The sequence below is a fragment of the Chryseobacterium sp. P1-3 genome (assembly GCF_000738495.1).
Classification (GTDB): domain Bacteria; phylum Bacteroidota; class Bacteroidia; order Flavobacteriales; family Weeksellaceae; genus Chryseobacterium; species Chryseobacterium gallinarum.
Map to the genome: position 1 here is coordinate 32,278 of NZ_JPEQ01000010.1, position 15,535 is coordinate 47,812.

A 15,535-nucleotide genomic window follows, 5' to 3' on the forward strand; every position below is an offset into this window, starting at 1 on the left:
TGTTTTAAATGGTTATCCTCTGCTATCAGTCAAGCAGTATCCTGACTCCAAACTTCAGGTTGAATTGCAAAGGTTTTTCTTTATAGATCGTATTGGGTGAGCGGTCATCTTTGAAATGATACCCAATTCCCGGTTCTGCATAGACGCCAAAACGGTCAATAACTTTTAGCTGAAGCCCAACCGCCGTGTTTACCGAAAACTGCAAGGGTTTGTCGTCTAAACGCTCTTTTGAAGTCTCTTTAACCTCATCATTGACGATATAGGTTGTCGTAAGGCTTCCTGATACAGGCTTCTCCACCAATGCTCCTCCTGTGACATAGCCTGTGAATTTCCCTTTTCGGATTACATTATAATTGACTTGCACAGGAATTCCAATATAATGGACGGTTTGCTGACCTTTAATATAATTGGCCGTACTTCCTGAATGAAGATCAGACACCAGTTTGGTATAGTTGAGCCCCGTCCCTATTCCCCATTTTTTTCCTAAGCTGTAATACAGGGAAAGACCAAAAGTAACCGGTATTCTATGCCGGATCTTGGCTTCTACCGGCTGGCTCTGGTTTGCCAATAATACAGCTGTCAGTGGATCGTCTTCATATGCTGAAGTGCTCCATACCTGTTCTACAGTCATTGGTTTTCCGTTCATCGAAGCATATCCCGGAAACTGCTGTTCTGCTGTGTTGGAAGAAACATTTCCCGTAAGCATTCCCAACATCCAGGACTTTTTAGCTTTAGATGTAACCGGATTCTTCTTGTTATCAGTATATTTTTCCTGTTTAAATATCTCTTCTTTCGCTTCTTTACCGCTTACTTCATCTGCCCCGGTTTGTTTTTGAGCTATTTGAATTTCCTTACGGGAATCTTTTGCTATCTCCTGAATGGCAATTATCTCCCGGGCTGCTCCATCATTATCCTTATTTTCTTTTTTCAGGACTGTTTTATAATATCCTTGATCTGCAATATTTCCGGCCTTTGTTTCAGCAAGACTATTTTTTGTCAGTGAAATATCAGGATTCGTCCTTGCTTCCGGTTTTACATTATTTGTAAGGTTTTCTGCAAGACCATTTTTTCTTCTCTCTTTTTGTAAATCTGAAATAAGGCCAGAAAGAGGCTTATCATTTTTTTCCGGAAACAGGTTCATCACTAAAAAAACCAATCCGGCTACAACCGCTGCCATTCCTCCGATACGGTACATCAGGGTCCTGCTCTTTTGCCTGTGTTCTGCTGCATTATTTTTTGTGTGATTTTCAGTACTAAGCCCGGCAACACCTTTCATTTCATGTTCTTCAGAGAATAATTCATCCCTGATGTCATCCCACAATCCATCCGGAACCTCCATCTCATGGTCTTCCATTCTGCGGTGCAGATTGTTTAGCCATTCACTATTCATATTGTGTTTTTTTGACATTTTTAAATTCTTTTATTTTCTGAACAAGCAATCCTTTGGCACGGTGAAATTGTGATGCGGAAGAGTTTTCCGCGATTCCCAAGGTGTTGGCAATTTCTTTATGACTCTTCTTTTCAAAAACATACAGGTTAAAAACCGTTCTATATCCATCCGGAAGAGATTGTATCATTTTCATAATGGCTACTCTTGGAATTTCTTCAAAATCCGGTTCTTCTTCATTGGGTATTTCAGGAAGGTCTTCCACTTCGATAGTCGACCTGAAAGCTGCTTTCTGTTTTATATGTTGTAATGACTCATTAACAACAATTCTTGTCATCCAGGCTCTTAACGAGCCACTTCCCCTGAATTCAAATGATTTTATGGAATGAAACATTTTGATAAAACTGTTTTGAAGAACATCATGTACATCTTCCTTTTCAGCAATATACCGGGAACAGACATAGGTCAGATTTCCGGAATAAGCTCCGAAAAGTTCCTTCCAGGCAGCTTCATCCTTCATCAGAAGACGTTCTAGTAAAATCTGTTCTTTATTTTCTTCCATGTACTGCAGCCCTATCCGGTTAAATACTGATTAAAAATGTGAAGCAAAAATAGATTGCACCGGATAAAATGCAATCCATTTCTGATAATTTAATTCTTTATGCAAAACGGAAGATTATAATTAATGGCATCATAGGGACTGATTTCCAACCCGTCTACTGTTATTTTATCCGCTGAAAAGGCAAATCTCAATGATTGATCCATTCCTACATAAAAACCTTTCTGCTTGGCATTTAATAGTACCATTGCTTTTTTATTCGTTCCGTCAACAGGAATCTGAAGTTCCATTATTTTAGGGGTAAATGTAAGCTCCAGCACATTATTCCCTGCATTGACTGTTGCATTATATTGAAGATCATATTTCACCTTGCCCATTGCCTTAATGGCGGCTTCAGCCTTTGCCGGATCCTTTATCACCGATTTTACAATTTCACTTACCGGAAAGTCTTCAAATGCTATAGTGTCTTTCTTTACTTTAAAACCTATAATTTTCTCTGTCCTGAAATTTCCCTGTATGGTAATAAGTCTCGCTTTATAATTTCCTTTAATATCTTCCAGCTTTACCGGTGGGATTTCAGGGCTATCACTATTACATGAGAATAAAGACAAACCTGTCAGCATAATAAGAATCACCAATAAAAGCCTGGGTACTGTATATTTTTTCATTGCATTATTTTTTTCATTAAACATTCATTATTTCGAGCACTCATTGATATAAATCTCTTTTTACAAAAATCTTGCATGAAATTTTTAAAAAAAATGGAAATAATTCATAAAATTCTGATAATCAACAGATATTTTAATAAAAAAGAGGAAGCTACATTTGTAACCTCCCCTAAATTATATCTTATTTCATTCCTGATTATTCAGCTCCTCCTCCTAATGCCCTGTACAATTCTACATCGGCATTGAGCCTTTCAAGACTTACATTGATCATTTCCAGATCATTCTGAAGTTTGTTATTCTGTGCGGTAATAACCTCCAGATAAGTAGCCATACCGCTTTTGTACAGCTTAAGCGCATCATTAATTCCTTTATCTAAAATGGCTGTCCTCTGATCCAAAAGCAGTAATCTTTCGGAAGAACCTTTAGATTTTGCCATGGCATCAGAAACTTCAGCTACAGCCGTCATTACCGCCTGCCTAAAGTTGATTGCCGCTTTTTCCTGTTCTATCAATGCGGTTTTGTAAGTGGTTTTCAACTGCTTTTTCTGGAAAACCGGAGCAACCAGATTTGCCGCAATGGCTTTCGTGATGGAGCCCGGAATATCAAACCAGCTATTAAACTTATTAGAATTCACACCAATCTGCGGGCTCAGGCTGATGCTTGGATACATGGCGGCTTTTGCCAATCCTGTTTTTGCATTCAGACTGATGACGTTATATTCGGCAACCTTCAGATCTGGTCTGCGGCTCAATAGCTGTGCAGGAAGGCCTTCTGAAAGCTTGTTTTCAGGAATCATATCTTTCAGGTTTCCTTCTCTTTCAATTTTGGTGGGATATTCACCACAAAGGATACTCAATGCATTTTCCTGAATTGAAATATTCTGCTTTGCCAAAGGAATCAATAGTTCAGCTGTTTTTTTCTGAGCTTCCGACTGCTGTACTGCCAGTGAATTGATCTGACCTGCCGTAAACTGAAGTTTCATCATGGTAAGCGTACTATTGCTCAATTCGATATTCTGTTCGGCAATTTTCAGCTGTTCGTCCAAGCCTATCAGATTGTAATAAGCCTGTGCTACCTGAACCACAATGCGGCTTTTAATCGCATTTAAATTCTCTTTCTGGGCAAAGTATTCAGCAGCTGCTGATTCCTTCTGCATTTTAGCTTTCCCCCAGATATCTATTTCCCACGAAAGCCTAAGGGTTGCATTAAAATCATCAATATATTTTGTTCCTAAAAACTGTTCATTCAGAGAGCCGTTGAGACTGTTCTTAGAGGCCCAGCTTCTATTGGCTCCTGCGCTGAAGTCCAGGGTTGGCATGAGGGATAACTTAGCTTGCTTATAGATCAGATCCAGCTGTTCTATATTTTTTAAGGCAATATTCACCTCATTATTTCTGGCCAGTGCTTTATCGATTAACCCTATCAACTTAGGATCTTTGAAGAACGTTTTCCAGGGAAGAACTACGGTATCTCCTGTTACCTGCACCGGTTCTTTATATGATTCAGGAACCTGAAGATCTGTTCTTGTATATTTTTTCCCTACGGCACAGGACACCATTAATGATGCCATTGCGCCTGAAATAAGGAAATTCTTTATATTAAATATTCTCATTTGACAATTGTTTTTGTAGTACAGGATACTTCTTTTTTTGATGAAAACTTTTCATCCAGATATTGAAAGAACATGTATAACACAGGGATTACAAATACGCCCAGAACAACACCACTCAACATCCCAATGGCAGCGCTCACACTGATCGATTTGTTTCCTGAAGCCATTCCTCCTGTAGAAAGCATCAGCGGAATCATCCCTACAATAAAAGCCAGTGAGGTCATGATAATGGGACGCAGCCTGGCCTTTGCTCCTTCCAATGCTGAATCTATGATGGATAGCCCTGATTTTCTCCGTTGTATAGCAAATTCCACGATAAGAATGGCATTTTTTGCCAGCAATCCGATAAGCATAATCAATCCTACCTGTACATAAATATTGTTGTCGAAGCCAATAGCTTTTATCCCCAGGAATGCCCCTACTACTCCTGTCGGAATGGATAGCATTACAGCCAGAGGAAGGATATAGCTCTCATACTGTGCTGCGAGGAGCAGATACACGAAAAGCAAACATAATCCAAGGATAACAACAGTTTGATTTCCTGCTGATTTTTCTTCTAAACTCAATCCGGTCCATTCAAAGCTATAATCGGACGGGAGTTTATTCAATGTAGGTTCTATTTTATCCATTAAAGCTCCGTTACTTATACCCGGCTTCGGCACCACATTGATGTTCAATGAATTATAAAGATTGTATCGCTGAACTGATTCGGGGCCATAGACTTTTTTCAAAGTAATCAGGGTGTTTACGGGAACCATTTCTCCTTTAGAGTTTTTCACAAAAATATCATTGAAAGCCTGTTCGTCCATTCTGAAAACCCCGTCTGCTTTAATATTCACCCTATAGAATTTTCCGAATCTTGAAAAGTTCTGGGATTGGTCTCCTGAGAAATACGTCTGTACCGTTCCCAGCAAATTAGCCACACTGACATCCAGCTGTTTTGCCTTGTCTTCATTTACTTCAAGCTCCAGCTGAGGGTAATCTGCCCTGAACATCGTATATGCATAGGCTACCTCAGGAAGCTGCATCAGCTGTCCGATGACATCATCTGCCTTAGCCTTAAGAACCTGTGGATCTCTTCCCATACGATCCTGAAGAACGATTTCTGCATCATTGGTTACTCCGTATCCTTCTACCGGTGGCATTCTGAAACTCATTACACTTCCTTCCTTGATTCCGGACAGTTTTCCATTCACAATATTCATAATCTCATCAATATCCTGAACGGCACCTCTCTCTTTTTTCGGCTTCAATTTTACAAATCCCATCGCATACGCAGGACCGGCACTGTTGCTTAACAGGTTAAATCCTGTAATGGACGTGTTTTCCTGAACTGCTTCCACACTTTTTAAAATGGTATTGATTTTATTGGAAACCTCCGTTGTTTTTGTCAACCCTGTTCCTGGTGGCATGCTTAATGAATAAATAAAGAATCCATCGTCTTCCATAGGAACAAAGCTCTTGGTTGTACTTGACAGCAACCATGCAGATAATCCTATAATACCGGCAATTAATCCTGCAGCAATCCATTTGCGTCCGATTAAGAACTTCACCCCTTTTGCATAGCGGTTCGTCATGTTATTGAATCCTGCATTGAATGCCACAGCAAACCGTTGTCCGAATCCTTTGGTTTTTCCGCCTTCTTCTGCATGATGGTTTTTCAGGAATACCGCACATAAAGCTGGAGTCAACGTTAATGCATTAACCGCTGAAATGATAATAGCAATGGCCAAAGTGTAAGCAAACTGCTTATAAAACAATCCTGCAGATCCCGACATAAACCCAATAGGAATAAATACCGCAGACATGACAAGGGTAATAGAGATTACGGCTCCTGTAATTTCGTTCATTGCCTTGTGCGTTGCGTCTCTTCCCGAAAGGTCAGTTCCTTCCATATTACTGTGAACAGCCTCCACTACTACAATAGCATCATCCACAACAATACCAATAGCCAGTACAAGGGCAAAAAGCGTCAGTACATTAATGGTAAACCCTAACACCAGAAGGAAAAAGAAAGTACCGACAATCGCCACAGGAACTGCAATCGCAGGAATAATGGTAGACCTGAAATCCTGCAGGAAAATAAACACTACAATGAATACAAGGATAAATGCTTCCAACAAGGTAGATTTTACCTGCCCCGTTGCTTCATCCAATCTTTCTTTGGTACTCATTACCTTGGTATATTTTATCCCCGGGGGAAATGATTTTGCCAGTTGGTCAATGGCTTTATTAACGCCTATTTCAATTTCATTGGCATTTGATCCTGTGGTTTGCATGATGGCTACGGTAACGGCATTCCTTCCGTTGGAAAGGTTGTCTCCACTGTTATTGATAGACCCGAATTCTACACGGGCTACATCTTTAAGCCGGATTACGTTCGTTCCATCATTTTTAACGATCATATTTTCATATTGTTCCGGTGTATTCTTTTTTCCTTTGTACCGGATCACATATTCCAATGCCGCATCAGACTCTTCTCCCAGTTTACCCGGAGCAGATTCCAGACTATGATCTGCAATGGCACTGGAAACATCCGCGGGAACAAGGCCATACGATGACATCTTTTGTGGATTAAGCCAGATTCTCATCGAGTAATCTTTAACCCCGAAAATCTGCGCCTGCCCTACTCCTTTTACCCTTTTAATCTGGGGGATAAGATTGATATTGGCATAGTTCTGAAGGAATGTTTCGTCATATTGTTTATTATCTTCTGTATAGATATTGAAGATCAGCACCATACTGTTTTGCTGTTTAGAAGTGGTTAGCCCCATCCGTATAACTTCCTGCGGAAGTATCGGAGTGGCCTGCTGTACCCTGTTCTGTACATTTACTGCAGCCTGGTCTGCATTTACCCCTTGTTTGAAAATAACAGAAATGGTAAATGTACCATCATTACTCGCGGTGGATTTCATATAGCTCATATCCTCCACCCCGTTGATCTGTTCTTCCAGCGGTGTTACTACGGAACGTATCACTGTTTCGCTGTTTCCTCCGGGATATGACCCTGAAACGGTAATCGTGGGTGGTGAAATATCCGGGAACCTGGTCACCGCCAGCTGGTTTAATCCTATGATCCCTAAAATAACAATGATAAGGGATATCACCGTCGCCAGTACAGGACGGTCTATTATCTTTTTTAACATTTTCGAATAATCTAAGAATGGTTATAAAAATTATTTTGAAGGAACCACTTTAGCGACAACCTGTGCCCCATCGGTAAGGGCATCAATTCTGTTAATTGCGATCTTGTCCCCTGCATTCACTCCTTCTTTTATAAAGTAATCCTGTGTGGTACTTCCCGAAACTTTAATCTGGGTCATCTTCACTTTATCCTTTCCCTCCAGTTTATATACAAAGTATTTATCCTGAATATCTTTCACTGAAGTTTTCGGGAGCTTAACAACACCGTCCAACGCATTGTGAATCATTACTCTCGCTGTACCTCCGGCTCTCAACAATTTATCCGGATTCTGAAACACAGCTTTCATCTGTATACTTCCGGTAGTTCTGTCGAAATTTCCACTGGCGGCTTCCAGTCTTCCTTTCAAAGAATACATGGAGCCATCTGCCAGAATAAGATCTACATTTCCCGTATTATTTCCTGATGCTGCAGCTCTGCTATGGGCTATGAAATCGGCTTCATTCATGGAGAAATAAACATTCACTGTATTGATGTTCGAAAGTGTTGTCAAAGGTGACGCATCGGAAGGGCTGATAAGATTCCCTATCCTGTTGGGAATTCTTCCGATATACCCGCTTACAGGTGCTTTGATGTAAGTAAAACCAGCATTGATCTTTGAAGATCCTAATGAAGACTGTGCCTGAGCTACCTGTGCTGAAGCAGCTTTAAGGTTAGCCTGTGCTGTTTTCAGCTGCATATCGGAAACTACTTTTCCCTCTACAAGCGGTTTTAACTTTTCAACTTCCAGCCTTGCTGTTTCCTGTGCTGCCAGGGCCGCTTTTAAGGCCGCCTGATTTGTATTAACCTGCTCATTGTACACTGATGGATTAATCCTGAACAATGTCTGTCCTTTATTAACGTATTGTCCCTCTTTGATATATACCGCTTCAAGATACCCGGTAACCTGAGCTTTTATTTCTACATTATCCTGCCCTTCTATACTCCCCGGATATCCGGTAGAAACATCTTCATCTCCTGATTTTACCTGAATAAAATCTGTAGGCAGGGCCGGCATTTGTTGGGAATTTTCCTGAGCATTTCCCGAACCACAAGAATACAATATTGTTGCAGCGATAAGGGGAAGAGCCCAATATCCTTTTCTGTAATTCATAACATTTGATTTAAATTTTACAGGAGCAAAATAAGTTCATCTCATAAGGATACTGATGCAGAAATCAGGTGAAACGTAATTAATCGCAGGTGAAACGTATGATACCAAAAATGAAGGGAAAAGTAGCTATTCAGGCGATTTAGCCTATAAGTAAGCTCTTTCATTAAACCGCAAAAGCACAAAGTTTTTGAACACCATAGTTTTTAAAGTTAAAAAGTATAGCGCTAAGAAGTTCACATAAGTTTTAAAAATCATAGATTTTCGTCGTAAATCTCCGTCTGCTTATACATAAACAAAAATTACACGCAATCATCTGCGCATATCCGTGTCATCTGTGGTTAAAATAAACCACAAAAGTTTTTAAACACTTCAGTTTTTGAAGTTAAAAGCGTTGCGTTGAGATGTTCATATAAGCTAAATCATAGATTTTTGTAAATCTGCGTATCTGCTTATCCATAAACAAAAATTATCCGCAAACATCTGTGCATATCTGTGTCATCTGTGGTTAAAATTAACTAATAATCCATCCAGGATTTGAAAACAGAAGCCTTCTCGCGGCTTACAATTACTTCCACATCAGGTTGTTTCCTCAGTTCCAGCTTAAGTTTCCCATTAAAATGATTAAAAATCTGCTTTACAGAATCAATATGAATAATGAACTGCCTGTTTGCCCGGAAAAAAAATTTGGGATCCAGTTGTTTCTCAAGCTCTTCCAGGGTTTGGGGAACATTTTCAACGGTTCCGGTATTCAGCATGGCTTTACTGATTCCCAGTTCTGTATAAAAATACAGGATATCTTCGGTTGAAACGGTTTTGTAACCGTCCCGATGAGCAATCAGGAATCGTTTTCTATAATCTTTAGGCTGGATATAATTAAGGAGTCCTTCTATCGCCGTTCCTACAAAAGGGACCGTTTCTATGAAGGTTTCATAGCGTCTTAATGCGATCTCAAGTTCTTCCTCTTCTATTGGTTTCAGCAAGTAGTCTATACTGTTGTATTTGAATGCCTGAACCGCATATTCATCATAAGCTGTCGTAAAAATCACAGGGCTTCTGATCTCAAATTTATTAAATATTTCAAAGCTCAATCCGTCTGCCAGGCGTACATCCATCATAATCATATCCGGAGCAGCATTATTTTCAAGCCAGTGCACTGCAGAAATGATGGAATCTTCTACTGATAAGATTTCTACATGGGGTCTTAACTTTAGAAGAAGTCTTTTTTAAGCGGTCTGCATTCGGTTTTTCATCTTCAATTATTAAAATTTTGTTCAGCTTCATATCAATGGGAGTTTTACAATAAATTTATCTTCAGTTTTTTCTATGACAGGTTTTGTATAGCCTAATATATCATATCTTGCGATGACATTCGTCAACCCTACTCCTGAGGAATCCGGCTTATTAATCAGTGGCAAAAAGGTATTGGCAACCACCAGTTCTCCCGTAGGAAGGGTATATACATGAATTTCCAAAGGATTGGTTCTGGAAGTCTGGTTGTGTTTGATTGCATTTTCAACCAATAGCTGTAAAGAAAGCGGAAGGGTATACATAGACCGGTATTCATCCTGAATATTAATTTTAAATATCACCCCATCCCCTATTCTTTTTTCAATCAAAAAAATATAGGAGTCTAAAAATTTAAGTTCTTCTTCTACGGCAATAATGTCTTTTCTGGAATTCACAAGCAGGTACCGGTATACTTTTGCAAATTTTTCAGAGTATTCATAACCAAGCTGCTGGTCTTCTAAAATAAGTTCCGACAATACGCTCAGGTTATTAAAAATAAAATGAGGATCAATCTGCAATTTAAGTGCCTGAAGCTCCGCTGCCATAGCGGCCTGTTTATGCTTGGAAGCTCTTAATTTATGCTGAGCAGCTTCTATAGCCGTTTCTTTCCAGTTGGCCAATAAATAATCCACTGTATTGAAAGCACTGATAATTAAAGAAATAATAATATTGGTTGCTACCCATTGTCCCAATAATGTATATTCCTTCCGGGAGTCCATATCAGGAAGACTTTCAGAAGTACTGTCAATGATGAAATTAACAATAATCACGATAAGGATACTCCCTACGATCTGAAGAATACATTGGATCAGCAATCTCTTCACCGTCCTGTTCTTCCAGGGAAGCAGCCTGTTCAGAATACTATCTATGAATATGCTGACTTCTGAAATGATTACTGAGAAAAAAAATACCCACAAGAGGTCTTCTGCGATCATTTTCAAAGGTGATTCCAGATATCCCGCCCAAACGGGGTCAAAGGGATCCATAAGATAAGAAAAAATACAGAAAGTGAGAATGGCTACCGTCCATATCACCAATCTTCTTTTCATCGCAGAAAGAATTTTCTTACCCCGGATTATATTTTTTCTAATGTTAGAAATCCGACTCATATAAGGAACTTTATGAATGTAAATATAGAAATAGATTTTAGATGGGTAGCGTCTATTTTATATGAGACCGCCAAAACAGGATGTGAAACGTTAAATAAATGGCATAAGATGAAAGGTGACGTTTCATCACCTGAAAAAGACATTTCAACATCGTTTTATGCAATATCACTTTATTTTTTATATATCCGGCTCTTTTCTATAATAATTTTGCCGTATTCAAATTGGGTACAAATGAAAACAATAATTGTCTGTACAGATTTTTCCCAGGAAGCAGAAAATGCCACTCATTATGCTGCTTCAATGGCTAAAGAAAACGAATATACACTCATACTCTTTACTCTGCAGAGTGTGTCCATACATGCCCTGAATGCCCAGGCCTCTGCAGAATTTTTCTATGCACAAACGCTTAAGAATCAAAAAAAAATTGCTGATAAAGCCGCTGAATTGAGTGACCTGTACCGGATCCCGGTTAATCATCACCTGGCTTCAGGTAATTTCATTGAAGAACTTCAGAATGCCATACATACCCATAACGGAGATTTTATTGTCATGGGAATGACTCAAAAAACGATTGAGCAAAAACTTTTGGGAACTCTTGTAGGCCAGACGATTCATCGTATTGAAAAGCCCTCTTTAATTATTCCTGATCATATAGAATATACAGGCATTCACAAAATCCTGTTTGCCTATGATACTCATAAGAATATAACCTGGTCTGCGATGAATGATATTTATAACTTCATCAATGAATTCAACGCTGATATTGAAATATTTAATGTAAGCGAACGTCTGGAAGATTTTACTGAAGTCATGCACGATATCGATCTGAATTCCGGATATGACCTGGATGATATCAAATACAGCTTTAAAATGATACAGTCTTTTGAAGTGATAAAGGCTATTGAAGAAGAAATCAGGCTGGCCAATCCTGATTTGCTGACCATGATTCCTTATAAATACAATCTCGTGGAATCTCTGTTTCACCGGAGTAAAACAGCTATAATGGCACACAAAAATAAAATTCCACTATTATCAATACCATTAAACATAGATTAAGATCAATAAAAATCTGTACACATTTGAATTATCCTTTTTTGCCCTAAAGGCTAAATTTTACACTTAATCTTGTTTAATATGACCGGAAATTTCTTTCCGGTCATGTTTTTTGAATTTTTTCCTGGGTAAATAAAGCAGACTGATGTTACAAAGTCATTATATTGTGATTGACAAACCTGTATTAAAGCAGAACGCAAACCTATATAAATTAATTTCCTTTTAAAACTTGTATCAGAAAATATCCCAATTCTATATCAACCTGATTTATTCTTCCTGTACTAAAGCCTATTCCTATTCCATTTCCACTAAAACCGGTACCATTCATTTCCATCCCAGAAAAACTATAGAATTTATTAAATTGCTCAGACCTCCATTTAACAGATATTGTCATCCCTGTAATTCCTCCTTTTACTATTTTTATTTCATCATTTCTTCAATACTTTTTTTACAAACGTATTATTCTTTAATTCTATCTTTTCATTAGTAAAACCATATTTGAATTTTCTACCATAACCATCGGTCTCATTAACAATTGGATTTATGCGGTTTCCTCTTGAATTTAAGATCATGGATTTTTTTTTCCTCTTCTTGATTATCTAATCCTCTATATCCCGTAAATAAATTAATACCCGCAGAAAAATCACCTATACTTATTAAATGCAGCAGAGCGGTAACTATCTCCTCTATCGCCTAATCCAAGACTTTTTTATTCCATAATTCATAATTCTTTACTAATTTATAAGTAGATATAGTATCAATTATGTCAAAAGCCTCATGAGCAACAGGTATATGCTAATATTCTCACATTTTTCATGAAATTTACTTTGTTGAACACAAGCCATACAGCCTAAAAGCAATAATATTCTTTTAATTACCATGATGTAAATATATATCCTCGCCCTATTGTTTTTGTGGCAAGTAGGGGACTGGGTTATATGGTGTAAGTCCTCCTAAAATTAAGAAAAATGACCTTCTCCAAAAAATGGAACAGTTTTTCGGGAGAAGGTTATTTCTTTGGAGGTATTACAGTTAAAAATTATAGGACAGCCCAATACCGTTTGTTCCAATGTTCATATTTAGTTGTCCTGTATGGGGTGGCGTTCCGTTTTCTATATCCACCGCTTTTATCAGGTTTTTGTTAACCGAAAGGGCAAAAGGCAACCCGATCCCTACAATTCCTGCTCCAATCCCTACCATCGTCCACCCCCTGGATTTGTTATTATCTCCCGGATATTTTGATCCCGCTAATGCCTGAAATAATCCGTAGCCCATACAAAATCCACCGCTGAAGGCAAAGACCTCCCCGATCGTTTTGTTGGTTCTCGCTCTTCTGACATAAGCTAGGGCTTCTTCTTTGGTGATTACCTGCCGATAATCTTTCAGTTTGTATTGCTTTCCTGCTTTTTCAAATGGCTTCTTATATATTTCCTGAAAAATAACTTTGTTATTAACTGACTTCAGAGTGTCTTGAGAAAAATGGAGCTGAAAGCCCATCAAAAGAAGCAATGATATAATCTTTCTTATCATGTTATTATTTTAAGTTATGAATATGATCTATAAAATGAGTGGTACACTTATAGACAGCGTTATACTCGTTCATGTGGCCTTGCCAATTATGAAGAATAGCGGATTATAATTTTTCTAACTAATTCCAAAGTCTCTGCTGTTATAACTAACCATCGCAGACTTCCTAAACCCCCATCCGCTTTCTCCACTTCCGGCATGAGCTCCGTAATTCATGATCCCAAATCCTGCCGATAGAGCAAAGTCTCCAACACGGAAAGCAGCACTGATAGTAGCTAATAAGGAGAAGATTTTGTTTACCAATCTGCCTTATACTTCTTCCAATTCTCAGGAATTTTTCCTGATTTTTTGTATACAAGAAGTATATATTCTGATTGTCTAAAGAAGCTATTATCTTCCCTTAATAATAAAGAATCACCATCTACTTTTAGAAAATATTTATGTATATCTAAGTTTTTCCCCGAAGTATAAACAGGCGCAGCCTTATCAATATAAAAATTTCCATTTTTTACATAGATTACGCCTCTATATCCAGTTACATTAGGATTAGGTTCTAAAGCATCCATGAATCTTACCTCTCCATTATTATAAAATTGTAAATAATATGCCCCCATTAGAGATAGTTTTCTTTTTTATATTTAATTTATAATCACACATATAGGTAGCTTTCAACTCATATAAATGATTAGTATTTATGTGATTTAAGATGTTTGAAGAAAAATTTTTCTTATTTGAAAAAAATATATGAACTTGATGGCACTTTTGTCCCATCTTTTAATTTATTTTGGCTTATACAAGAATTCACTGATAATAAACCAAGTAATATTATATACCTTTTTACCATGATGTAAATTGATTTTTTGTTCTGTACTGAAAATAAGGATTAATATTTGGTGTCAATACCAAAAACCCAGGCTGTTTAGATATATTACCATGGGCTACAATATTTTGTATCGGATGCCTTATATATCTATCAGAATTTATTCCAATTCTCATGTTTTTGTAACCTACATAAGCTGCTCCTAAACGGTATGCAGGCCCCTGTTCGTAGGCAAACCCTTGTGGGTATCTCGCACCAGCAACACCTTTTAGAGGGCCATTCTTTTTAACATAATCCATCATTTGATCATCCCAGCCTTTATCATAGGTTTCTTTCAAACGTTCCCCCGTAAACAAATTAAACCCAGCACTAAAATCTCCTATCCCTATGGTCATCGCAGCTGTTCTCCAGCGATCATTATTATCTGCTAAAATTCCTTCTGACCATTTTTTTGGAGCAAACGGGCTCCCATCATTCTCATAGCTTATGGAAAAGTCCCCACTTCTTAAGCCTAAGACTCCTGTTTGTTGAGGATGAAGCCCACTCCACATATTGGTACCCAGACTAATTCCAAAGTCTCTGCTATTGTAGCTAAACATCGCAGACTTCCTAAACTCCCATCCGCTTTCTCCACTTCCGGCATGGGCTCCGTAATTCATGATCCCAAAACCTGCCGATATAGCAAAATTTTCAGCACGGAAGGTAGCACTGATGTTGTAAGTACTATTTTTTAATCAACAAGTTTATAAACCAAACAGTTATTACCATCTTGTATATATAAGCGACGATTCTCAATTAAAATTTTTTGTTTCTTTATTTCATATCCTCCTACTCCTAAAACTGGATGTAGTACTACTTTTCGAAAAATAACGTACTTATCTCCTTCTTTTACCAGAACACCATTAAATGTTTGTATTTCTTTGTGTTTAGTAATATCTGGGACCATAGAACCCGTTCCAAAGTTTATTTTTCCATTATTTTGTATATACATATAATCAATATAATTACTATCTCTGTGTTCTTCTAATTTAGGATAAATTAACTCAAAATCTCTTTTTGTTTCATACAGACCTTCTAATTGGTATATATTATTAAAATGGACTTGTTTAAAGTCATTTCTATTAAACATTTTTAGTTTAGATTCCATCTTTTTCTCAACAGATAATTGACTACTGCAGGACATATAAAGAAATAAAAAAAATAGCCAAATGATATATT

The 15,535-nt window shown here is 37.8% G+C and carries 13 protein-coding genes and 1 pseudogene; 1 reads left to right on the forward strand and 13 read right to left on the reverse strand.

Annotated elements, in window-relative coordinates; translation table 11 throughout:
* Positions 1-25: 25 nt before the first annotated feature.
* The 8 genes and pseudogenes from HX13_RS14370 to HX13_RS14405 form a co-directional block, all read right to left on the reverse strand.
* The gene (locus HX13_RS14370) at positions 26-1,408 is read right to left on the reverse strand and encodes an outer membrane beta-barrel protein (RefSeq protein ID WP_050021682.1); all 1,383 of its coding nucleotides are present in this window, start codon (positions 1,406-1,408) and stop codon (positions 26-28) included.
* Entirely contained in the window at positions 1,383-1,949 is a 567-nt protein-coding gene (locus tag HX13_RS14375; protein ID WP_050021683.1) for an RNA polymerase sigma factor, read from the reverse strand. The genes HX13_RS14370 and HX13_RS14375 overlap by 26 nt, the downstream gene beginning before the upstream one ends.
* A gap of 89 nt (positions 1,950-2,038) precedes the next feature.
* Positions 2,039-2,614: a DUF4840 domain-containing protein gene (locus HX13_RS14380; protein WP_050021881.1), complete on the reverse strand. Its 576-nt coding sequence runs from the start codon at positions 2,612-2,614 to the stop codon at positions 2,039-2,041.
* A 196-nt stretch (positions 2,615-2,810) separates the two neighbouring features.
* Positions 2,811-4,226 (reverse strand): efflux transporter outer membrane subunit, encoded by a 1,416-nt coding sequence (locus HX13_RS14385; RefSeq protein WP_050021684.1) that lies wholly within the window; start codon positions 4,224-4,226, stop codon positions 2,811-2,813.
* A complete protein-coding gene (locus HX13_RS14390) occupies positions 4,223-7,372 on the reverse strand; it encodes an efflux RND transporter permease subunit (protein WP_050021685.1) in 3,150 nt (1,049 codons plus the stop codon). Before HX13_RS14390 ends, HX13_RS14385 begins: the two co-directional genes overlap by 4 nt.
* A gap of 30 nt (positions 7,373-7,402) precedes the next feature.
* Positions 7,403-8,521, reverse strand: a complete 1,119-nt coding sequence (locus tag HX13_RS14395; protein ID WP_050021686.1) for an efflux RND transporter periplasmic adaptor subunit — start codon at positions 8,519-8,521, stop codon at positions 7,403-7,405.
* 515 nt (positions 8,522-9,036) lie between these two features.
* Positions 9,037-9,802, reverse strand: a pseudogene (locus HX13_RS14400) (LytR/AlgR family response regulator transcription factor).
* Entirely contained in the window at positions 9,799-10,857 is a 1,059-nt protein-coding gene (locus HX13_RS14405; RefSeq protein ID WP_228377711.1) for a sensor histidine kinase, read from the reverse strand. The pseudogene HX13_RS14400 and the gene HX13_RS14405 overlap by 4 nt, the downstream one beginning before the upstream one ends.
* A gap of 291 nt (positions 10,858-11,148) precedes the next feature.
* On the opposite strand from HX13_RS14405, the gene HX13_RS14410 reads away from it, so the two are divergent.
* The gene (locus HX13_RS14410) at positions 11,149-11,973 is read left to right on the forward strand and encodes a universal stress protein (RefSeq protein ID WP_157837447.1); all 825 of its coding nucleotides are present in this window, start codon (positions 11,149-11,151) and stop codon (positions 11,971-11,973) included.
* A 1,029-nt stretch (positions 11,974-13,002) separates the two neighbouring features.
* On the opposite strand, the gene HX13_RS14415 is transcribed toward HX13_RS14410, so the two are convergent.
* The 5 genes from HX13_RS14415 to HX13_RS14435 all read right to left on the reverse strand — a co-directional run bounded on the left by HX13_RS14415 (position 13,003) and on the right by HX13_RS14435 (position 15,464).
* Entirely contained in the window at positions 13,003-13,500 is a 498-nt protein-coding gene (locus HX13_RS14415) for a hypothetical protein (RefSeq protein WP_128572427.1), read from the reverse strand.
* A gap of 114 nt (positions 13,501-13,614) precedes the next feature.
* Entirely contained in the window at positions 13,615-13,800 is a 186-nt protein-coding gene (locus tag HX13_RS14420) for a polymorphic toxin type 23 domain-containing protein (protein ID WP_050021690.1), read from the reverse strand.
* Positions 13,794-14,111 (reverse strand): hypothetical protein, encoded by a 318-nt coding sequence (locus tag HX13_RS14425; RefSeq protein ID WP_050021691.1) that lies wholly within the window; start codon positions 14,109-14,111, stop codon positions 13,794-13,796. Before HX13_RS14425 ends, HX13_RS14420 begins: the two co-directional genes overlap by 7 nt.
* Positions 14,112-14,334: 223 nt before the next feature.
* Positions 14,335-15,030 carry a polymorphic toxin type 23 domain-containing protein gene (locus HX13_RS22125; protein ID WP_082129166.1) on the reverse strand — a complete coding sequence of 232 codons (696 nt, stop codon included), beginning with the start codon at positions 15,028-15,030 and terminating at the stop codon, positions 14,335-14,337.
* Positions 15,031-15,047: 17 nt separating this feature from the next.
* Complete coding sequence (locus HX13_RS14435) at positions 15,048-15,464, reverse strand: hypothetical protein (RefSeq protein ID WP_128572428.1); 417 nt, start codon at positions 15,462-15,464, stop codon at positions 15,048-15,050.
* Positions 15,465-15,535: the final 71 nt, after the last annotated feature.

Bases quoted from the DNA above. Each gene is read 5' to 3' on its own strand.
- HX13_RS14370 (WP_050021682.1), bottom strand. From the start codon at position 1,408: ATGTCAAAAAAACACAATATGAATAGTGAATGGCTAAACAATCTGCAC.
- HX13_RS14375 (WP_050021683.1), bottom strand. From the start codon at position 1,949: ATGGAAGAAAATAAAGAACAGATTTTACTAGAACGTCTTCTGATGAAG.
- HX13_RS14380 (WP_050021881.1), bottom strand. From the start codon at position 2,614: ATGAAAAAATATACAGTACCCAGGCTTTTATTGGTGATTCTTATTATG.
- HX13_RS14385 (WP_050021684.1), bottom strand. From the start codon at position 4,226: ATGAGAATATTTAATATAAAGAATTTCCTTATTTCAGGCGCAATGGCA.
- HX13_RS14390 (WP_050021685.1), bottom strand. From the start codon at position 7,372: ATGTTAAAAAAGATAATAGACCGTCCTGTACTGGCGACGGTGATATCC.
- HX13_RS14395 (WP_050021686.1), bottom strand. From the start codon at position 8,521: ATGAATTACAGAAAAGGATATTGGGCTCTTCCCCTTATCGCTGCAACA.
- HX13_RS14405 (WP_228377711.1), bottom strand. From the start codon at position 10,857: ATGAAAAGAAGATTGGTGATATGGACGGTAGCCATTCTCACTTTCTGT.
- HX13_RS14410 (WP_157837447.1), top strand. From the start codon at position 11,149: ATGAAAACAATAATTGTCTGTACAGATTTTTCCCAGGAAGCAGAAAAT.
- HX13_RS14415 (WP_128572427.1), bottom strand. From the start codon at position 13,500: ATGATAAGAAAGATTATATCATTGCTTCTTTTGATGGGCTTTCAGCTC.
- HX13_RS14425 (WP_050021691.1), bottom strand. From the start codon at position 14,111: ATGGGGGCATATTATTTACAATTTTATAATAATGGAGAGGTAAGATTC.
- HX13_RS14435 (WP_128572428.1), bottom strand. From the start codon at position 15,464: ATGGAATCTAAACTAAAAATGTTTAATAGAAATGACTTTAAACAAGTC.